This window comes from Streptomyces sp. YIM S03343 (assembly GCF_054729195.1).
Genome location: NZ_JBPUKX010000001.1, coordinates 5,291,329 through 5,310,347, shown reverse-complemented (window position 1 = coordinate 5,310,347; position 19,019 = coordinate 5,291,329). Strand labels below are relative to the sequence as shown.

At 67.3% G+C, this 19,019-nt stretch carries 24 protein-coding genes, 1 tRNA gene and 2 pseudogenes; 8 read left to right on the top strand and 19 right to left on the bottom strand.

What is annotated here, in order from left to right; all coding sequences use genetic code 11:
- Positions 1-16: 16 nt before the first annotated feature.
- Together ACSYGN_RS23250 and ACSYGN_RS23245 are read left to right on the top strand one after the other, a co-directional pair.
- Positions 17-1,363, top strand: coding sequence for an IS701 family transposase (locus ACSYGN_RS23250; RefSeq protein ID WP_460394678.1), 1,347 nt, complete (start codon positions 17-19; stop codon positions 1,361-1,363).
- 605 nt (positions 1,364-1,968) lie between these two features.
- Positions 1,969-2,778: a transposase family protein gene (locus ACSYGN_RS23245; RefSeq protein WP_460398633.1), complete on the top strand. Its 810-nt coding sequence runs from the start codon at positions 1,969-1,971 to the stop codon at positions 2,776-2,778.
- A 17-nt stretch (positions 2,779-2,795) separates the two neighbouring features.
- Here ACSYGN_RS23245 and ACSYGN_RS23240 read toward each other — a convergent pair whose 3' ends face one another.
- Positions 2,796-3,737 carry a restriction endonuclease gene (locus ACSYGN_RS23240; protein ID WP_460398631.1) on the bottom strand — a complete coding sequence of 314 codons (942 nt, stop codon included), beginning with the start codon at positions 3,735-3,737 and terminating at the stop codon, positions 2,796-2,798.
- 316 nt (positions 3,738-4,053) lie between these two features.
- Here ACSYGN_RS23240 and ACSYGN_RS23235 point away from each other — a divergent pair.
- Positions 4,054-4,128, top strand: a tRNA-Arg gene (locus ACSYGN_RS23235).
- A 112-nt stretch (positions 4,129-4,240) separates the two neighbouring features.
- Here the strand turns inward: ACSYGN_RS23235 and ACSYGN_RS23230 are convergent.
- From ACSYGN_RS23230 to ACSYGN_RS23190, 9 genes and pseudogenes are all read right to left on the bottom strand, one after another.
- A complete protein-coding gene (locus ACSYGN_RS23230) occupies positions 4,241-4,555 on the bottom strand; it encodes a helix-turn-helix domain-containing protein (RefSeq protein WP_460398628.1) in 315 nt (104 codons plus the stop codon).
- Positions 4,555-5,022, bottom strand: coding sequence for a PIN domain-containing protein (locus ACSYGN_RS23225; protein ID WP_460398626.1), 468 nt, complete (start codon positions 5,020-5,022; stop codon positions 4,555-4,557). The genes ACSYGN_RS23230 and ACSYGN_RS23225 overlap by 1 nt, the downstream gene beginning before the upstream one ends.
- Positions 5,012-5,281 carry a type II toxin-antitoxin system Phd/YefM family antitoxin gene (locus tag ACSYGN_RS23220; protein WP_460398624.1) on the bottom strand — a complete coding sequence of 90 codons (270 nt, stop codon included), beginning with the start codon at positions 5,279-5,281 and terminating at the stop codon, positions 5,012-5,014. Before ACSYGN_RS23220 ends, ACSYGN_RS23225 begins: the two co-directional genes overlap by 11 nt.
- Positions 5,282-5,652: 371 nt before the next feature.
- Complete coding sequence (locus ACSYGN_RS23215) at positions 5,653-6,081, bottom strand: PIN domain-containing protein (RefSeq protein ID WP_460398622.1); 429 nt, start codon at positions 6,079-6,081, stop codon at positions 5,653-5,655.
- Positions 6,078-6,350 (bottom strand): hypothetical protein, encoded by a 273-nt coding sequence (locus ACSYGN_RS23210; protein WP_460398620.1) that lies wholly within the window; start codon positions 6,348-6,350, stop codon positions 6,078-6,080. The genes ACSYGN_RS23215 and ACSYGN_RS23210 overlap by 4 nt, the downstream gene beginning before the upstream one ends.
- Positions 6,351-6,735: 385 nt before the next feature.
- Entirely contained in the window at positions 6,736-7,089 is a 354-nt protein-coding gene (locus ACSYGN_RS23205; protein ID WP_460398618.1) for a helix-turn-helix domain-containing protein, read from the bottom strand.
- A complete protein-coding gene (locus tag ACSYGN_RS23200; protein ID WP_460398616.1) occupies positions 7,089-7,556 on the bottom strand; it encodes a PIN domain-containing protein in 468 nt (155 codons plus the stop codon). Before ACSYGN_RS23200 ends, ACSYGN_RS23205 begins: the two co-directional genes overlap by 1 nt.
- On the bottom strand, positions 7,546-7,815 hold the full coding sequence (locus ACSYGN_RS23195; RefSeq protein WP_460398614.1) for a type II toxin-antitoxin system Phd/YefM family antitoxin: 270 nt from the start codon (positions 7,813-7,815) through the stop codon (positions 7,546-7,548). Before ACSYGN_RS23195 ends, ACSYGN_RS23200 begins: the two co-directional genes overlap by 11 nt.
- A 350-nt stretch (positions 7,816-8,165) precedes the next feature.
- A pseudogene (locus ACSYGN_RS23190) lies at positions 8,166-8,294 on the bottom strand (site-specific integrase); the annotation flags it as partial.
- Positions 8,295-8,451: 157 nt separating this feature from the next.
- Here ACSYGN_RS23190 and ACSYGN_RS23185 point away from each other — a divergent pair.
- Positions 8,452-8,703: a hypothetical protein gene (locus tag ACSYGN_RS23185; protein ID WP_460398612.1), complete on the top strand. Its 252-nt coding sequence runs from the start codon at positions 8,452-8,454 to the stop codon at positions 8,701-8,703.
- A gap of 10 nt (positions 8,704-8,713) precedes the next feature.
- A complete protein-coding gene (locus tag ACSYGN_RS23180) occupies positions 8,714-9,913 on the top strand; it encodes an SPFH domain-containing protein (protein ID WP_460398610.1) in 1,200 nt (399 codons plus the stop codon).
- A gap of 267 nt (positions 9,914-10,180) precedes the next feature.
- Here the strand turns inward: ACSYGN_RS23180 and ACSYGN_RS23175 are convergent, their stop codons facing one another.
- The 9 genes and pseudogenes from ACSYGN_RS23175 to ACSYGN_RS23135 form a co-directional block, all read right to left on the bottom strand.
- Positions 10,181-10,390, bottom strand: coding sequence for a hypothetical protein (locus tag ACSYGN_RS23175; protein WP_460398608.1), 210 nt, complete (start codon positions 10,388-10,390; stop codon positions 10,181-10,183).
- 166 nt (positions 10,391-10,556) lie between these two features.
- A pseudogene (locus ACSYGN_RS23170) lies at positions 10,557-10,782 on the bottom strand (amidohydrolase family protein); the annotation flags it as partial.
- A gap of 135 nt (positions 10,783-10,917) precedes the next feature.
- Positions 10,918-11,736: a polysaccharide deacetylase family protein gene (locus ACSYGN_RS23165; RefSeq protein ID WP_460398606.1), complete on the bottom strand. Its 819-nt coding sequence runs from the start codon at positions 11,734-11,736 to the stop codon at positions 10,918-10,920.
- A 729-nt stretch (positions 11,737-12,465) separates the two neighbouring features.
- Positions 12,466-13,176, bottom strand: coding sequence for a hypothetical protein (locus ACSYGN_RS23160; RefSeq protein WP_460398604.1), 711 nt, complete (start codon positions 13,174-13,176; stop codon positions 12,466-12,468).
- A gap of 220 nt (positions 13,177-13,396) precedes the next feature.
- Complete coding sequence (locus ACSYGN_RS23155) at positions 13,397-14,425, bottom strand: COG1361 family protein (RefSeq protein WP_460398603.1); 1,029 nt, start codon at positions 14,423-14,425, stop codon at positions 13,397-13,399.
- A 4-nt stretch (positions 14,426-14,429) separates the two neighbouring features.
- Positions 14,430-14,945, bottom strand: coding sequence for a hypothetical protein (locus tag ACSYGN_RS23150; RefSeq protein ID WP_460398602.1), 516 nt, complete (start codon positions 14,943-14,945; stop codon positions 14,430-14,432).
- A gap of 140 nt (positions 14,946-15,085) precedes the next feature.
- Positions 15,086-15,358, bottom strand: a complete 273-nt coding sequence (locus tag ACSYGN_RS23145; protein WP_460398600.1) for a hypothetical protein — start codon at positions 15,356-15,358, stop codon at positions 15,086-15,088.
- A 123-nt stretch (positions 15,359-15,481) separates the two neighbouring features.
- Positions 15,482-15,943 (bottom strand): hypothetical protein, encoded by a 462-nt coding sequence (locus ACSYGN_RS23140; protein ID WP_460398598.1) that lies wholly within the window; start codon positions 15,941-15,943, stop codon positions 15,482-15,484.
- Between the two features lie 346 nt (positions 15,944-16,289).
- A complete protein-coding gene (locus tag ACSYGN_RS23135; protein WP_460398596.1) occupies positions 16,290-16,487 on the bottom strand; it encodes a hypothetical protein in 198 nt (65 codons plus the stop codon).
- Between the two features lie 267 nt (positions 16,488-16,754).
- Here ACSYGN_RS23135 and ACSYGN_RS23130 point away from each other — a divergent pair, with 267 nt between their 5' ends.
- From ACSYGN_RS23130 to ACSYGN_RS23120, 3 genes are all read left to right on the top strand, one after another.
- On the top strand, positions 16,755-18,245 hold the full coding sequence (locus ACSYGN_RS23130) for a helix-turn-helix domain-containing protein (protein WP_460398594.1): 1,491 nt from the start codon (positions 16,755-16,757) through the stop codon (positions 18,243-18,245).
- A gap of 68 nt (positions 18,246-18,313) precedes the next feature.
- Positions 18,314-18,544: a hypothetical protein gene (locus ACSYGN_RS23125; RefSeq protein WP_460398592.1), complete on the top strand. Its 231-nt coding sequence runs from the start codon at positions 18,314-18,316 to the stop codon at positions 18,542-18,544.
- 188 nt (positions 18,545-18,732) lie between these two features.
- The gene (locus ACSYGN_RS23120) at positions 18,733-18,972 is read left to right on the top strand and encodes a hypothetical protein (protein WP_460398590.1); all 240 of its coding nucleotides are present in this window, start codon (positions 18,733-18,735) and stop codon (positions 18,970-18,972) included.
- Positions 18,973-19,019: the final 47 nt, after the last annotated feature.

The window sequence follows — 19,019 nt, the reverse complement described above, 5'->3', positions numbered from 1 at the left end:
GTGATCATGAACGTTTGTGACGACGTTTCAAGAAGCGGTGGCCGTGGAGGTCACGATAGCCCAGACAGTCTGGGGCCGGGTGTTCGGGGCGGCGATGCACGTGATCGCGGACTGCTTCGTGCGGCCTGAGACTCGCACGACTGCGGCGGAGATGATCAGCGGGCTGCTGGCGGAGGTGGACACGCGGAACTGCTGGACTCTGGCCCAGGCGCTGGGGCATCCGGGTCCGCACCGGCTGCAGCACCTCCTGTCACGCGCGAAGTTCGACCACGACCGGGCCAGGACGGAGATCGCCCGTCTCGTTGCGCGTGAACTGGCAGGTCAGGATGTGGTGCTGGTGGCGGACGAGACCGGCGACGCCAAGTCGTCCACCGACTGTGTGGGAGCCGGCCGCCAGTACTCCGGCGCGCTCAAGGGCGTCGGTCTGTGCCAGATCGCCGTCCACCTCGCCGTGGTCACCGCGACAGCGCGGGTGGTGATCGACCGGGCCCTGTATCTCCCGAAGGACTGGGCCGCGGACGAGGAACGCCGCGACGCGGCCGGTGTCCCGGAAGAGATCATGTTCGCCACCAAGCCGCAGCAGACCGCCGCCATGGTCGCCAAAGCGCTCCAGTCGGGCATCGACGCACACTGGTTCGTGGGCGACGAGGTCTATTCCGGCCGCGAACTCCGCACGAAAATACGAGCGTTCGGACTCGGCTATGCAGTCGGCGTGTCCCATACACACGTGGTGACTGACGGAGCGGGCCGCAAGTGGAAGGCCCGCCAGGTGATCAACAAGGTGCTGCCTCACCAGTGGATGCGCATCCAGACCGGACACGGAACGAAGGGCACCCGCGAGTACGACTGGGCCTGGCTCGACGTCCGCGCGGACGACACCCCCGACGGACACGACGAGAACGGCACCAGCCTCCTGGTCGCCCGCCGGCACCGGTACACCGGCGAGCTCTCCTTCTTCCGCTGCTGGACGCCCGAAGATGTCACCCTCGCCCAGCTGGTGGAGGTGATCTGCCGCAGATGGCGGATCGAGGAGACCTTTCAACTCGGCAAGACCTTCACCGGTCTGGACGAAGGCCAGGTGACCTGCTGGAACTCCTGGATGCGCTGGTCCTTGTTCTCCCTGATCGCCTCCGCCGTCCTCGCACTCACAGCCGCTGCCACGGTCACAGTCGGCCCCGCCGGACCGGTCCGGCTCGTCCCACTGACCTGTCCTGAACTCGTCCGGCTTCTCCGGGTGTTCGTCCTCACACCACCCGTCCGGGAAGCGGAACACGTCCTGCACTGGATGGCCTGGCGCCGCCACCATCAAGCCGTCGCGCAAGCCTGCCACCAGCGCCGACACGAACTCCAGGACCAGCCATGATCGGAACTACAGCTGCCGTGATCGATCGTTCATTGGCAGATGGCTCGATAGTCACGGCGCTCGACGGCCCAAAGCAGAAGCCCTTCTGTGCGCTGAATGAAACCTTCCGAAGCACCTGGCTCGTGCCAGATACGTGCCAGATCTAGCGGGAAACAACGGGGAACACCAGGGAACAAGGTGCTGGCTCACTGAGGCCCAGTACTTTTCCGTCCCAGGTCAGCCCGGCAATCGCCCGCAAGTAACCCAAGCTTCCCAAGCTGAGGGCTCAGGCACAGTCGTCGTGTGCCAGCCGGAGGGCCTCAGCCACGTTGCCAGTGTCGTCGACCGGAGCACGCCACGAACCGCGCAATGAGGGCCTACATGCAGCTCACAGGCTTCCTGGTGATGCAGGTCCAAGAGATCGGGGGCTTCGACGTGGCCATCAACGTGGTCTGAACCGGCTAGTCAGTGACGTTTTCTCAGCGAAATAATATGCGCGAAGCGGCATGAACCATTCTCTGCGTGAGCAGGCCGGGACGAACTGGTCTCGGCTGGAGGCAGACGTAAAGCCCCTGGTAGGACAGGTCTCACCACAAGATCATGTCCGAACCACCAGAGGCTTCACGTTGGTCACCTATGTTGCCACGCTCGACGTCCCGCGCCACGTCGTGGACCACCTCGCCCGCCTGCTTGCCGCGCGCCGGCGGCGGATCGGCACTCCGTGCGGCAGTCGGGCGCTCGGACCGTTCCGGCAGGCCGTGCTGGTACTGCGCTGGTTCCGAGAGCGCGGCTGCGTGCATTGCCTGGCCCGCGACGCGGGTGTCTCCCAGGCAACCGGCTACCGCTACCTCCACGAGGGCATCGACGTCCTCGCCGACCGGGCCCCCGACCTGCACGCCGTCCTGGAACGCTGCCGCCGTGAGGGCATGACCCACGTGATCCTCGACGGCACACTCATCGAGACCGACCGCCTCGCCCGTGTCCGCGACAACGGCAACGACCTGTGGTTCAGTCAGAAACACAAGGCGTTCGGCGGCAACATCTGGTTTCTGTCCGCCCCGGACGGGACCCCGCTGTGGGTTTCTGACGTGGAACCCGGCAGCGTCCCCGACATCACCGCCGCCCGCATCCACGCCCTGCCCGCGCTGTACAAAGCCGCGGCCGACGGCCTGCCCACCTTGGCCGACAAGGGTTACATCGGCGCGGGCATCGGCATCCTCATCCCGGTCCGACGCCCCAAGGGCCGGTCCGAGCAAGCCCTGCACGCCGACACGCGCACCACCAACAACCTGATCAGAGGCATCCGAGCCCTCGGCGAACGCGCCGCAGCCGAACTCAAGCAGCGCTGGCGCACCCTGCAACACATCACCCTCAGCCCCAGCCGGATCGGCGACATCGCCCGAGCCGCCCTCGTCCTCAACGGAATCTGGAAATGATCACCGCTGAGAAAACGTCAGTCAGTACCCGAGAAGATGACCGACACCGGCAGGTAGCAGTGGCCGGTCTGGCAGGCGTGCTGGCGTTTGCGAGCGATCAGGTCGTCTAGGCGGATGCGCTGCTCCAGGACCGCCATGAAGTCACTGCCGTCCATCGTAATAAAGGGTGTGCTGTAGCTGTAGACGGCCAGGGCATCTGAGGTGAATCCGCTCATGCTGATGTACAGGCCCAGCGTGTTCTTGCCCTTGCGCTCGATGTTGTTCTTGAACACGTCCAGCTCCCGGCGGCCAATGGCCTCCTTCCACCACTTGGCCTCAAGGACGTAGTGGTCAGTGGCGTAGGTGAACGCGCCGTCGATCTGCTCATGGTCAAGGCTGTACGACGCCCGGGGCTCGAGGTCGTACAGCCCAAACATCTTGTTGATGAAGTCCTCAAAGTCGGTGCCGCGCCGGTGCGGGTCACTGGACGTGCGCATCTCAAAGAAGCGTAGCTTCAGGGCCTCATGGTCGGCGTTGAAGAGCCGGGCCTGCTCGGCTTGCCTGGCGCTTGCGGCAATGGTGGCTGCGTGGTCTTCGTGCTCCTGGATGACGGACCGCTGGTGCTCGGTCCACTCGCGCAGCTCGGCCACGGCGGCTTCGGCACGGGCCACCATCTCGTCCCGGTCTACTTGCTGCTCCAGGTTCGAAAACCGCTTCATCTCCGCGATGTCGAGCATGAGTTTGATGGTCAGGTCCCGGTACCGGGCTTCATTGGCCCGGAGGAGATCGACCAGGTGCCCAGAGGTCTCGCGCTTGGTGGTGCTGAAGTCGAGCCGCGCCAGAAGCTCGCTGTGGTCTTGCAACATCCCCCGGAGATACCGCTCAAAGGGTGGCTTGTTCCAGAAGATCACCGTGAGTGCGTCGGCCAGCGCGATGTAAGCGCGCGGGTTGATCTTGTTGCTGCTGGCGCTCTGTGGCATAGTCCCCCTCTTCCTCAAGCCTCATCCAGGCGCACCGTCATCTCAACACGGTAGCGCGGGAACGGCGGTTGATGAGCCCTTCACCTCGCCGGATGATGCGTCATGCGGCTTGCTCCTCGGTCGCGTAGAGCAGCGTGGCCGAGGCCGGTGTGGGTGCAGCGAGACATACGCGCGCCTGGTCGGTCGACGCACCCTCCGTCGTGGCTGGCTGTCGTCGGCTGAGGTCCGTGCCACAGCCGTGCCAGATGCAGGGGTCAGCCACGGTCAACACCGGTGCCCCGCGGTCGAGTAGCCACCCGCTTCCTTGGCCGGCGAAGCCGCAGCTCAGCCCGCAGATCACCCACCCTCTCTCCTAAAGCGGGTGTCGCAGGTTCGAATCCTGCCGGGGGCACAGCGAAACACCAGGTCAGAGGTCCTTCCGTCCAGCGGACGGGAGGACCTTCCTGCGTGCGACACGCCCTGACTCAGGTCGACGATGCCGACGGGCCGGGTGGGGATCGGTCTCAGGCGGCGCGCGGGGTGAAGGTGACATGGGAGTCACCTTCGTCAATGGCCAGGTTCAGAGTGCCCTCCAGGGCTTTGGCCAGGCGACGCAGCAGCGGGAGCGTCGGCACGGTGTCGCCACGCTCCATCCGGGACACCTGAGGCTGCGTCATCCCGGCCCGCTCGGCCTGGGACAGGCCAAGCTCGACCCGACGGTCGTAGACCGCCTGCCCGAGATCACCGGCCAACCGCGCGTCGACGTACTCCTGGTCGTACTCCACCGTCTCATCGGCATGCTGCCGGGCCCGGCACGTTCTCCATGTGCTGTGATTCATCAGCTCTCGTGGGGCACCGTGGGACGGGTGACCGGTACGACGGTGAGGAGGTCGTCAAGCCCTTTGAAGTCGTCGGGGTTGGTCGTGAAGAGGGGAAGGTCCTCGGCCACGGCGATGGCGGCGATCATCAGGTCGGCCACCCGACGGCGCGGCTTGCGGCCAGCGCTGATCACCGCCGCGCAGATACGGCCGTAGATGCGGGCCGCTTCGGCATCGAAGGGGATGGGGTCGAACTCGTTTTCGGCGCGCTGCAGGACATCAAGTCTGCGGGCACGTTCGACGTGTTCGTCGTAACCGCTCTGCTCGTCGTTGCGACGGACCTCGTGCGGACCGGCGGACAACTCGGCCAGGGTGACGGCGGTGATCGCCATTTCGTCCGGCAGCTCCTCGGGGGCCACCCACCGGCGAAGAATCATGATGTTGGTGTCGAGGAGCCCCTGCTTGTGCGTCACACGGTCAGCGGGCATAGGGATCATCCAGGTAGGTGTCGGCCGTGGCGTCCTGGTCGGCGCGGAACGCGTCGAGGGCGATGTCGGGTGCAGTCCTGGACATAGCGGCGAACTCCTGGCGGGAGACGAACCGACGGCGTCGCCGCAAGGGGACGAGCTGACCGATCGGCTGTCCGTCACGGGTGACGGTGAACGACTGGCCGCCCTGTATGGCGTCCATGATCTCTCGGGACCGACTACGCAGATCCCGCTGGGTGATTTCGGGCTGAACGCTCATACCGACCACGGTAGCACCCAGTGCTACACCGTGGCACCGCCGGCTTCCAGCTTCGAACGCAGTGAGCGACCGAGGCGAACCCGTTGTCGCCGTCATGGACGCCGGCCCGCCGGAACGCATTCAGCACACATGAGGCCGGGAAACCCTGTGAACACGTGAGAACTACCGAGGGGTGTTTTCCAGGCCAGGCACCACACAGTCGACGTTTCCGCAGGTCAAGGCCACGCCCAGAGAAAACTCCTAAAGCGGGTGTCGCAGGTTCGAATCCTGCCGGGGGCACAGCAAAACACCAGGTCAGAGGACCTTCCGTCCAGTGGACGGGAGGGCCCCCTGTGGTTGCAGCACACATACGGCACCGACGCCGCGGCCACCTACAGTTGCTGCTCCCACGGATTGACCACCAGAGCCCCGGTTCGGGCCATGTGCTTGATGTTGCGTGTGGCCACTGTCCAGCCGTTGGCCAGGGCGGTGGCGGCGATCAGGGCGTCCGGTGGGTCGATGCTGGTGCCGGCAAGCTTGAGCGTCCTGTGGATGGTGAGGTAGGCGGCGGCTTCCGGTTCGCCGATCGGTGCAATGCGGTCACGGAATTCGTGCCGTACCGCAGCGAGGGCTTGTGCGTAGCGGGCTTGCCTTACGGGGTCCGGGGCGGCGGCAACGCCGGCCTCGATCTCGGCCACGGTGATCACGCTCAGGAAGCGGTTGGGGCGGGCCGTGGACCGGAACCAGGCCAGGACGCGCGGGTCGAGCTTCACCCGGGTCGTGAGCTCGGCGACGACATTGGTGTCGAACAGGTAGATCACTCGGCGTCCGTCTGCTCGTCGTAGGAGCGGGCGCCGAACTCCAGCCCCTCGAAGGGCCGGGCGAGCAGGAACTCCTCGAAGCCGTCGTTACTCAGCGTCACCCAGCGGTGCAGCATCTCGGGCAGAGCCTCGATCTCCGTGTCGGCGAGCTCCGCGTCGAAGTGCCGCCGCTGGTCCTCCGGCAGGGACTCCCGGATGTCACGGATGGTCCGCAGCGGATGCGCCGACGGGCGCGGCGGGTGAGGGTCACCGCTCGGAGCTGTGGTCATCGGCATCCCCTCCGCGTGCATCGGGCCCTGTGTGCTGCTGGTCCAAGGCTACGGGTTTCCGCCTGCCTGCTCACAACCTTGGGAGGAGAGCGAGGCATGCGTTATGCCTGGCCGCCGAGCGACAGCCGCAGTTCTTCGGCGTGCGCCTGGTCGCCCTCCTCAGCGAGTACCGCCCCCAACCAAGTGACTGGCCGGAACGGATACGGCACACATGAGGCCGGGAATGGCTGAGAACTCGCAAGAACCGTGGAAGGGTGATTTCCCAGCTCAGGCGCACTGGAGACTACGTTTCCGCCGGTCATAGCCCCGCCCAGAGAAAACTCCTAAAGCGGGTGTCGCAGGTTCGAATCCTGCCGGGGGCACCATGCAAAAGGCCCCGGTCCGATCATGGTCCGGGGCCTCTGGCAGCTCGAATCTCAACAGCACGCGGGGTGAAGGTGACGTGGGAGTCGCCCTCGTCGATGGCAAGATTCAGGGTGCCCTCCAGGGCCTTGGCCAGGCGGCTCAGCAGCGGAAGAGTCGACACGGTGTCGCCACCCTCCATCCGGGACACCTGAGGCTGCGTCATCCCGGCCCGATCGGCCAGTTCGGCCTGGGACAGACCAAGCTCGACCCGACGGTCGTAGACCACCTGACCGAGATCACCGGCCAGCCGCGCGTCGACGTACTCCTGGTCGTACGCCACCGTCCCACCCGCGAGCTGCCGGGTCCGGCGCGTCCTCCACGTGCTGTGACCCATCAGCTCTCGTGGGGCACGGTGGGACGGGTGACCGGTACGACGGTGAGGAGGTCGTCAAGCCCTTTGAAGTCGTCGGGGTTGGTGGTGAAGAGGGGAAGGTCCTCGGCCACGGCGATGGCAGCGATCATCAAGTCGGCCACCCGACGGCGCGGCTTGCGGCCGACGCTGATCACCGCCGCGCAGATACGGCCGTAGATACGTGCCGCTTCGGCATCGAAGGGGATGGGGTCGAACTCGTTTTCGGCACGTTGCAGGACATCGAGCCTACGGGCGCGTTCGGCGTGTTCGTCGTAGCCGCTCTGCTCGTCGTTGCGACGGACCTCGTGCGGACCGGCGGACAACTCGGCCAGGGTGATGGCGGTGATCGCCATTTCGTCCGGCAGTTCCTCGGGGGCCACCCACCTGCGAAGGATCATGATGTCGGTGTCGAGGATTCCCTGCTCGTACGTCGAGCCGTCAGCGGGCATAGGGATCGTCCAGGTAGGTGTCGGCCGTGGCGTCCTGGTCGGTACGGAACGCGTCGAGGGCGATGTCGGGTGCGGTCCTGGACATCGCGGCGAACTCCTGGCGGGAGACGAACCGACGGCGTCGCCGCAGGGGGACGAGCTGACCGATCGGCTGTCCGTCACGGGTGACGGTGAACGACTGGCCGCCCTGTATGGCGTCCATGATCTCTCGGGACCGGCTACGCAGATCCCGCTGGGTGATTTCGGGCTGAACGCTCATACCGACCACGGTAGCACCCGGTGCTACACCGTGGCACCGCTGACAGCCTCCAGCTTCAAACGCGGTGAGCGACCGAGGCGAACCCCCTGTCGCCGCCATGGATGCCAGCCTGCCGGAACGTATTTAGCACACATGAGGCCGAGAACCAGGTGAACACATGAGAACTATCGAGGATGTTTTCCCAGGCCATAAACCCTGTGGCCGACGTTTCCCCAGGTCGCGGTCCTACCCAGGGAAAACTCCTAGAGCGGGTGTCGCAGGTTCGAATCCTGAGCGAGCACTCTGCCGGGGGCACCATGCAAACGGCCCGGACCGATCATGGTCCGGGCCGTTTCGACGGCAGCAGCCGCTCAGGCGGCAGGGAGACGGTGTTTGAGCAGCGGGTCCATGTGGCTGATCGCCTCCCGGGTGTCGTGCACGACGTGCGTGTACACGTCCATCGTGATGCTGATCTGGCTGTGCCCAAGGATCTCCAGGACGGCGAGGGACACTTCCGCGTAGCTCGTCGCACTGCTGGGTGACGGCCAGTGAGCTCCGGCAAGTCTATTGATCACGACTGCAGGCAGACCCTAGGTCCCCGGCCGGAGTGGGTCTATCGTCGGAATCCTGGGGCCAGGACGAGGAGGACGGCCGGTGATGCCGCAGGACGAGGCCGTGATCGGCTGCACAGGGAAGGTACTCATCGGAACTCGCGGATCCGCGGGCCCCGGCGAAGTCCTGGTCCGGGTCAGAGGCGGCTCCGAGACCTTCCTCGCCTGGTCGGAGGATCCCCTGCCCGTGGGCGCGACGGTCCTCGTGATCGAATCACGTGGATGCCGCGAGGTCGGCGTCATCAAGTGGGTGGATCCGTTGGACGCGCTCGGCGAAGATACCGTCGGCGCCGGCTGAGGAGTACAGCATGTTCGGATACCGCGTCCCCGCCCCCGACGAGGCGATGTTGATCTCGGGTGGCAGACGGGGACTGGCGGGTGCGCCGTTCCGAGTGGTGACGGGGCACGGCAAGTTCGTGCTCCCGGTCTTCCGCAAGGTCCGATTCCTCACTCTGTCCATGTGTGAGTCCGAGGTCACCGAGACTTGTGTGACCAGGCAGGGCATCGCGTTGCACGTCCGCGCGGTCATCGCCTTCAAGGTCGGCAACGACCACGAAAGCGTCATCAACGCAGGCCAGCGGTTCCTCTCAGACCAGGAGCAGATGTCGGTGCTCACCGGCCGGATCTTCGCCGGCCACCTGCGGGCCATCATCGGCTCGATGACGGTCGAGGAGATCGTCACCGAGCGACAGAAGCTTGCCGCGGAGGTCCTGGACACCTCCAAGACCGAGATGGCAAAGATCGGCCTGATCGTCGACTCGCTGCAGATCCAGTCGATCGACGACGGTGACACCGGATACATCGACGCGATGTCCGCGCCGCACAAGGCGGCCATCCAGCGGCAGGCGCAGATCGCCCAGGCGCAGGCCACTCAGGCCGCGGTCGAGGCGCAGCAAGCGGCGGCCCGCAAGCAAGCCGAGTACGCCCGGCAGACCGCCATCGTCAAGGCGGAGTACTCGGCCGAGGTGGACCGCGCCCAGGCGCAGGCCGCGCAGGCCGGACCGCTGGCGCAGGCACACGCCCAGCAGGAGGTGCTTGCCGCCCAGACGGAGCTGGCCCAGCGCCAGGCCAAGCTGCGCCAGCAGCAGCTGGTGGCCGAGGTCGTGAAGCCCGCCGAGGCTGAGGCCGAGCGGGTCAGAATACTCGCGGCCGCCGAGGCTCAGCGGATGAAGATCCAGGCGGAGGCGGCGGCCTCGTACGACCGGGTCGCGCTCGACCGGATGCTGATCGACCAGCTCCCGCAGATTGTCAAGGAGGCCGCCGGCGGCCTCGCCGGGGCCAACGTCAACGTCCTCAACGGCGCGGACGGCCTCGGCGAGATCGCCGCCGGCCTGGTGTCCCAGGGCCTGACGATCCTCGACTCGGTCCGACAGAACCTGAACGGCCAGGACCCCGACGACCACCGCCCCGATGGTCGTCGTCCCGAGGAGAGCAAGGGCAACAGCCTGCTCCAGCTGCCCACCAGCAAGGAGAAGCAGTCGAACGACGGTCCGGTGGACGTCGACTGAAGCGCGGCAAGCATCTGTGAGGCGTACTCGCGTGCAGTGCCGCCCACCCAACGTCCGGGGAAGCCGGTGGCCTCCCCGCGCTCCACAGGCAGCACGCCAGGAAGTGCGGACTTGATGTAGGTGTGGGCGATGCATCTACTTCAGCGGGACGGCTCGACGCCTTGACCGGACGCACGGCCTGCGATCTAGTCAAGCGCTCGGAGGGGCAGTGGTGCTTGTCTTCAAGGATCGGACTGGCACACCGATGAGTGTGCTGGCACCCAGAAGTCACGAACAGTCGAACCAGTGCCCGATGGGGCGCTCAGGACAGGTACGGCACTCGAAGATGTAGACGCCTCCGGCATCGCCGAGGCACAGTCCGGCGGGATTGTGGGCGCCGTCCTTCCATCGCCGGCCGCCCGGTTCGTTCTCGTCGGCTCGGTCCTCCTCGGGAAGCCACGTGCGCCAGGACTCACCGTCGAATTCCCAGCTGGACACGGTCAGAAGGTGCTCCATCCGGCTGCCGCAGCCTTCGCAGTCGGGCCATGCCGGTTCCTGAGTCCAACCCGGATAGCCGCCCAGCTTGATCCCTGGGGCCTCCGCGAGGTGGTAGGAGTACCGCAGGCCGGTTTCGGCGAGCAGTGCGTCGAAGCGGCCTCTGAGCGCGTGTTGAGCGTACGGGCCCGTTCGGCGCCGAGCCGCTGGGTGTACATGCCGTCGTCGCCGCCCCACAGCGCGTCGAAGGCGGGCTGCACGGAGGCGGTGAGGCCCAGTTCGGCGAAGGCGGCGATGGTGTCGGGGCTCAGCATCTCGGCATGCTCGACCCGGTGGCGGGCGGCGCGGACGCGGTCGAGGCCGGTCTTCTCGGCGGCGGGCACCCCCTCGACGACAGGACACCGAGCCCTCGTAGACCTTGTAGGACTTGGTGTACAGGTGGCATCCCGCTGTCGCCGTCCCGGAGGGATCACCATCAGTGGTGACGGTCGATCAGCTCATCACGGAACAGAACCTTCAGCTCCCGGGATTCAGCCGGCCGGTGACTGGATGTAGTCCTCCAGGCGTGCCACGGCGAACCCCTGCTCCTGGATGCGCCGGAGCAGGCTGGCGAACATCTGCGTCATCGTATGGCCCTTGAGCTCGGAGGGCCCGCGAAAGTGGGCGAGTATTATGTCGCCGTCGCGCAACTTCTTGTCTGCCGTCTGGTACTGCATGTTGCGGATCTGCATGGACTCGCGCCACCACACGATCGCACGGGGCCCGCACTTCCCCACCGCGGTCTTGGTGTTGCTGTTGTACGCGCCGTAAGGCGGCCGGAACAGCACTGGGGCGGTGCCGTACTCCTTGGTGAGGGTCTTCTGATCTCCGCACACCTCTTCCTGCTGACGGGCCAGAGGGAGGGAACTCATGACGGGGTGGTGCAGGGTGTGGTTCTGTACGTGGTTGCCCAGCGCCTGCAGCGGTTTGAAGTACGCGTAGTCCGACTTTATGGCGTCGTTCGTCAGGAACATCGTGATCGGGATCTTCAGGTCCCGCATCATCTTGATGAACTCGGGATCCTTCTCCTGGCCGTCGTCCACCGTGACGAAGACGACCTTCTGCGAGGTCGGTATGTGGGTGAGGACCGGAACCGTTCCGGTGGCGGAGAGCTTCACCGGCTTGTCGGCCGGCGGCTGCGGAGCGGCCCGCAGCGGCGTCACGCCCCACCTGCGCCACGCCGCGGCTCCGGCGGCGCGGGGAGTGCTGCCCGCGCGGCCTTTGGGTGCGGCTGCCTGCGAGGTGCGGGCGGCGTGACCGGTTCCGCTGCCGCCGACCGCACCGCAGCCGCCGACCGCAACGGCCACCATGACCGTCCCCGTCACCGACGTGTACAACCTGCCTCGGCTCTTCCGCTGCACCGTTCTTCGCTCCTGTCTGGCACATGACGCTTGGTCGGATGAAAAATAACTTGATAAATAAAAAAATGATTAATGATCAGGTGTGAGACGATTGGGCCGTGTCCGAACCGTGCTCCGGGACGAGTGGGCTGGTGGAGGGCTCCCAGAAGAGCCACGTTCACCCGATCTGATGAAAGAGGTGCGGGCAGGGTTCCCGCAGACCCCGGAACGCATCGCTTGCGATCGAGCAGGACCCCTTTTTGCCCAGGCCGTCAACGTCGGCTCGATCAGAGCTCATCGGGCGTCGGGCAAGTCGCTGACGACTCCTCGACGACCGGCTCACGCTCTGCGGCTCGGTACCGCTCACACTCTTCTGCGGCGCCCTGGTCGGGATGGGGACGCCTCTGCCGGTCGACCACCCGCCAGCGGGGCTGATCGGCTTCGCCTGCTGCCCGGGCGGACGCCACGTCTTGCCTCGTAGTCCGGCCTGGTCCACGACGTCGTGTATGAAGTCGGCGTCGTGGAGGCACCAGTTCAGAGGGGCCTCACCTACCGGTTCTGGTAGGTGAGGCCCCTCTGACATCTGCAGCTGACATCAACGAGCGCGGTCACTGACGACCGGGGCGCCTCCTGAGCAGGCGGTCAATGTGGCTCATGGACCTGCACGCCTTCCGCTACGCCCACGCGGGCTGAGTGTTGTCAGTGGTCGTGGCGATCGCAGTGGCCATGACCCCCGTCGTGCCCGTCGCCGTCATGCCCGTCGTGCCCGTCGTGCTCGTTGTACTTGGTCTTGGTGGGGTCGGTGGCGGTGTGGGTGGTGGTGTCGCCGCCTCCGGTGACGGTAGCGGTGTTGGTCACCCGTGCACGGGCGTTGCAGGAGACGTCGACCTTCAGGGTGACGGGCGGGTAGCTGTGCCCGGCGGGCAAGACGTCGCTGCGGGTACAGGTGAGGGTGACCAGAGTGCAGTGCCATCCCCTGCCCGTGATCCTGTCGGCCCGAAGACCTGCGGGGAGGATGTCGTGGACGGTGACCCTGGTGCCATTGGTCGGGCCGGCCGAGGGGGCGTTGCCCACAGTGATGGTGTAGACGCCGTCCTCACCCCGGGTGAAGGTGCCCGCGTGACTCTTGGCGATGGTCAGGGAGGGTCGGCTGACCGGGACGACTGTGAAGGTGAGGCCGGTACTGCCGGTGTTGCCGGGGTCAGTGGTGGCGGTGCCACTAGGTTTGGTGAGGCCGGTGGTGGTGAAGGTGTCGGTCACCGGCACCGCCCTGTCATCGACCTGGGCGACGTAGGCGCGTTGAACCGTGGCGGTCCAGGCTGTGGCCAGGACGATCGCCAGGACGGCCAGCCTGGCCATCATGACCACCCCCGTCTTGCGGGTCCGCACCCTCAGCCACAGTCGAAACATGCTGCCCGAACCTCCCGTGCCGCGGCTTGCTCCAGCCCGCCCTCTCCCATGCCTGAACACCGACATCTCCGCTTCCCAACCGTCGACAACAAGTTGTAGATACTCATCGTGACAAGACAATTACTCTACGAAACTGTTCGTGGGCTCGCGTATACGACGCGACGGTGATCGCGGCGAGCATCAACGGATCGGCTGCGGGGGCGGGGCTCGGTGGGAGTGGTCACCGGCTGCGCCGGAGGAACTTGTAGGGCAGAAGGCACAGAGCGATGAGGACGAGGGCTGAAAGCCCGGCGACCGCGGGGGTGGGGAAACGCCCTTGCTGGGCGGCCGACGCGGCGACTGCTCCTGCGCTACCAGGAGTGCTTGGGAAGGTGAGGCCGGCGCGCGCGGTGCGCTCGACCAGGCCGCTTTTGAGCGTGAGTGCCACGTTCCACGGGCCGTTCGGCAACCGTGCGTCCAGCGGGACGACCGCCTCCGCAAGGTCGCCCGGAGCCAGAGTGGTGCCCATCTGGGTCGAGAACGGTCCGGCGCGCAGTCCGGCCGGCCCGCCGGAGAGGGAGATTGCCCCGCTGAGGTCCAGGGCACGGCCCCCCGTGTTGTGGATCCGGGCGCGAACCTCCCCCCGCCCGTCGCGGGCTCGGGCCGGATAGAGCCGCTCGATCTTGAAGTCCGAGGGTGGCTCACCACCGGGACCGACGTCGACGTACATGCGGACGCCCACCCGGCCCAGCATGGTCAACGTGTGCGAGCGGTCCGTGGGGGTGCCCGTCTGCGCCCAGATGACGCCGTATCGCTCCCCGGCGGCAGCGTCCCTGGGCACCCGGATCGTGGTGCGTACCCGCGCCGTCTCGGAGGCCGCCAGCTCAAGGCCCGCCGTATCGAGTGACGTCCAGCCGGTCAGCTCGTCGGGGGTGTGCTCCGGCGCGAAGGTGAACTTGCCCTTCGCGATGGTGGCCGCCGCGGCGTAGACGTCGACGTGCATCGGTGTGGCCGACTCGTTGGTGACCTCCACCCGCCGCTCGATGGTCGAGCCGGGCGCGACGTGGTCGACGATGTAGGCCTGCGCCCTGGGATCGGCACGGCGGCTTTCCGGAGCGTCGAGCAGCTTGATACCGATGGTCCTGCCCGGAGCCGGGTCGTGGGGCGAGGACGCCCCGGGCGCCCCGTGCCCCGCCGCCGGCATCACCCCGGCCGCCTGTACGAAGGCCAGCACCAGCAGGAGAACCCCGTACCGGCGCGCACCCTTCATTCCGTCAGGCAACGGACTCGGTCAGCGTTCCGGTGTAGGTCCCGCCGACGGCGGCGGCGGGCACGTGAACGGTGACGGTCGGGTTCCAGGTCGCGGTGTTGTCTCCGACACCGGCGCTCCCGGTGACCACCGTCTGCGCGGAGTTGCTCAGCGTCACGGGCGTTCCGGTGGCGGTGATGGTTCCGGTCGTCGTGATCGACCCGGGATCGTAATCAGCGCTCGTGGCGGGGATCGTCGACGAACCGCTCGTGAAGTCCGTCTCCGCCGCGGTCACCGTCCAACTGGCCGAGAGGAGGGCGCGATCGTCGGTGACGGTCATGGGACCGATCGCCCCGCTGATCGCGGTGCCGGGCGCTCCGGAGCCGAGGTTGGCACTGACTGGTACCGACAGCGTCAACGCACCGGACGTGACGGTGTACGTGACTGTGGTGGCGGGGTCGTCCGCCGCGACGGCGAGACCCGGCTGGACCAGGACGAGAGCAGCGGCTGCGGCCGCGACAGACAGGCTTGGTGCGCGCACGGTAACTCCCCGGGTAGCCGCCCGCCAGCGGACATCCTGGCTGACAGCGGACATGTTGGCTGACGTGACGCAGACAATCGGGCGCGGCCTGTTCACACAAGCCGACGCGCACCGCACTCCGCCACACGAAGGACCACGTTTCAGCCGGAGCGAGGTGACCTGCGGCGTTGAACGCCCCACGGACTCTTCCGCCCGTCGGGCTCGCTCACAGCTGTGGGAGCAGGCTCCTCGAAGGTCGCGTGGGCGCGCGGTACGAGACGGACTGCGGCACCGGCGATCGCCGGATACGTCTCGGGAAGCAGGCTCGTGTACGTGTCGGCCGTGATGGTGATCGAGGAGTGGCCGAGCATCTCCTGGTTGGATGTGCTTCGGGTCGGCGCCAGCCGCATGGGCCGGCGTCGCGGCATCCTCACGCCCGGGTTCCCGGCCGGCCGGGCCGAGGTGACGAAACCGCTGGAACGGCCGCTGCGCGAAGCCGACTTGGCCTACGAGCTGCGACCGTTCCAGTTCTCACGCTACGGCTGCCACCGGAGCGACTACTTGCCTCCCACGCCCTTCTCGCCGATGCGGAAGATCCTGTGGCTGTCGCGGGTCATGTCGACGACCACCTTGGTGGTGGGGCCGCTGCCCCAGGTGAGGGTGACGACGGCCTCCGTGTAGTTGCGGGTGGTGCCGTTGTCGGTGACCTTCCAGGCGAGCGGGACGTTCTGGGCGCGCAGGATGCCGTCGGCGTGCTCCCGGTTCTCCCAGGCCGCCAGGTCCTTCTGGAAGGCGGGGGTGAGGTAGTGGCTGCGCAGGGCCTTTCCGAGGTGGCCGCTGTCCTCGTCGAGCACCGCGTCGATGTACGTGCCGTAGAAGTCGGCGATGCGAGTGATGTTGTCGGACGGCTTGCCGCTGACGCTGCGCGGGGCGCCGGCGGAGGCCTGGGCGGTGGCACCGAGGCCGAGGGCGACGGCGAGGAGGCTCGCGGTCAGAATGGTGCGGGTCTTGCTGCTCATGTGTGTTCCCCTTTTTCTGAGTCGTGTTTTTCTGAGTCGTGCAGAATCGCGCCGAATGGCGCTGTCGGCATGTGGTGGGCCGCCCTCCCCACCCCCGTGGCGGAGGATTGGCCCCGGTCATGCGGTCGGTGGAGCTTGTTCACGGCCGTGACGGTCGTCTTCTTGACGGCCTCCGCCGGTGAGGTCGCCGACGTGTCCTGAAGTCGCCCAGCAGCCCCGGTCGACGGCCGTGAGTGTCTTGCCGTCCCGGGTCGACGGCCATGACGGTCCTGCCGTCCCGTACGGCGGAGAGCGGACGGATGCCGGGAGGAGGTGTACCAGGAGATCAGCCTGGTCGAGGGCGGTCCTACTCCAGCGCCTCCGGCACGTCAGCGGTGATCTCGACGGCCGTCCAGGACGAGCTCGGGTGCGGCAGGAGATGGGCCGCCGCGAGGAAGCCGGGCGCCTTGGCCGCGACGTCCGCCGGTGGGGCGAGCGTCACGCCGAGGGCGAGGCCCGTGACGGCGAGTGCGAAGGGCGGGCCTGCTCGAGTGTGCTTGGACATGCGTGTCCCCCGTGGATGAGTGCATGGGTGTGGTCCGTCGCCCGCCGCTGGCTGGTCGGTCCGGCCTGGTCGGTGCGACACCAAGAGCATCAGCCGTCACGTCGGCCCGGCGCAACGCTGGAAGCCCGTCCGGCGACGGTGGAACCATCCCAGCCCATCTGACGTGCAGATATATGGGCCGCCTGGGATACGGGGACACGTGGGACACAGGGCACGTGAGATACGCGGACAGGCGGGATACGGGGATACGCGGGAGGACGGGGAACGGTGTCGAGCGGGGACGACGTCGAGCAGTTCGCGGCGCTGCTGCGCCGGCTGAAGGACCGCACGGACCGGAGCTACGGCTCCCTGGCCCGGCGCCTCAACATGAACACCTCCACGCTGCACCGCTACTGCGCGGGTGAGGCGGTCCCGCAGGACTACGCCCCGATCGAGCGTCTGGCCGCCTTCTGCGGGGCGACACAGGACGAACGCCTCGAACTGCACCGGCTGTGGCTGCTCGCGGTGACGGCACGACAGCGGCCGAGGGCCGGTGAAGGGGCGGTGCAGCCGACAAGGGCCGAGGACGCAGCGGAACCGACCAAGACCGAGGGGGTGCTGGAACCGACAGGGGCCAAGCGAGCTTCGGGCCCTGGCAGCCGGACGGCCCAGGGTGCGGGCGGCGTTGCGGGCAGCGTGGCCGGCGGGGGCGGCACGAGCGGTGCACCGCCGCGACTCGACGCGGGCGCACCCGACGCCGGGCTGCCCGCTCCCGACGCTCCCGGACCGGGCAGTCCCGAGCCGACGGCCCAGTGGGATGCGGCCCGCTCGACCGGACAGCCCTGGTACCGCCGTCGCCGCCGTCGCCGCACCTTCGTCGGCGCCGCGGCGACCGTGCTGCTGGTGACGCTGGCCAGTGTGTCGGCGCTGACGGCCGACCGGTCTCACGACAACTCCGCCAAGGCCACCGGTCAGTCCCGAACGACAGGAACCGGAACCGGTACGTCACACCACCCCTCGGTCACCACGGCCAGCCCCTCCCCCAGCCGTTCGTCGGCCTCGCCCTCCACAGGAGTACGGGCTCCGGGGAGCCCCGAGCCGAAGGGCGGACCGTCGGCGGACGCGAAGAGCGGCGCTCCCGTGCCGACCGGTGTGCCGCTCGCCTGGACCGCCGACTCGCAGATCTGGGACGGCGGTTGCGGGCACGACTACGTCATCGAGAAGGAGCCGTCCCAGGTGCCCCCGCCGCCGGTGCAGCAGGACGCCGGGGTGTGGGCGGCGACGCAGAGGGCGGTGCACGGGCGGCAGACGATGGTGCAGATCTCGGTGCAGGGGAAGTCGTCCACGGCCGTGGTCCTGGAGGCCCTCCGGGTCCGGATCGTCAGCCGCGGCACCCCGGTCACCGGCAACGCCTACGCCATGGACCAGGGCTGCGGCGGCGGTCTGAGGCCCCGTGACTTCTCCGTGAACCTGGACGTCAACCGCCCGATCGCCCACGCGCGCCCCGGCAACGACGGCGAAAAGCTCTCCCCCGCCGTGCAGTTCCCCTACCGAGTCTCCGCCGAGGACCCCGAGGTGCTGCTGGTCACCGCCACGACCGAGGCCTACGACTGCAACTGGTACCTGGAACTCGACTGGTCCTCCCAGGGCCGCACCGGCACGGTCCGCATCGACGACCACGGCCGCCCGTTCCGCACCAGTGGCATCAAGGGCCTGCCCCACTACTGGTACGGCACGAACGGCCAAGGTGTGCGTCAGTGGGTGCCCCTCGACTCTTAGGGTGCGCCGCACAGCCGGGGCCGCAGGTGTGGGTGGCGAGGGCGCGCACGTCGTCATGTTCCCGATGGGTGCTTCTCCAGCCACCGGCGGGCGCCTGTTTCGGCGGCGGATTCCCGAACCGTCAGCGGTTCTCCATCGACTACGAACACTCGATCGACTGGATGAGTGTCGACACCGTGCTCCTCGACGAGATCCTCCCCAACGAGGACGGCGGTTGTCTGCACGAGATCGCACTCACCGACGCGTCGATCACCGTCCGATGTGAGGATCTGCAAGCCGTATGGGAGGACGCGGACTGAGGGGCGGCCGTCCGCCATGCTCAGCTTGTGGAACTTCCACTCGGGCAACACCGAATACAAGACGTCCCCGTGGGAGGTGTGGTCCGCCGGAGCCTCCTCGACCACCACCCGCATCGACTACGTCAACTAGACCTCGACATCTCGGCGTAGCCTGCGGACAGGGAGAACATCGAAGATGGGGGGATTCGATGCGGACGGCCGTGATCGTGTCCAAAGCCGTGCTCACCGTGATGGGCACGTGGCTTGTTCTCGTGCTGGCGATCATGCTTCCGGCACTGCTTCCGGAACGGTGGGAGTACTACATCATCTCCCCTGCCAGCGTGGGTCTGTGGACGCTTTCGATGCTGGTAGGACCCGTCGTCGTCTGCTGGAAACTCCGCTCCTGGATTCGGACGGTCCCAGGTGATCCGAAGCGGTGGGACGGCTGACCTGTCAGCCCGACGGGCCCTCTGATGCCGTGCTGCTCACGTGTCTC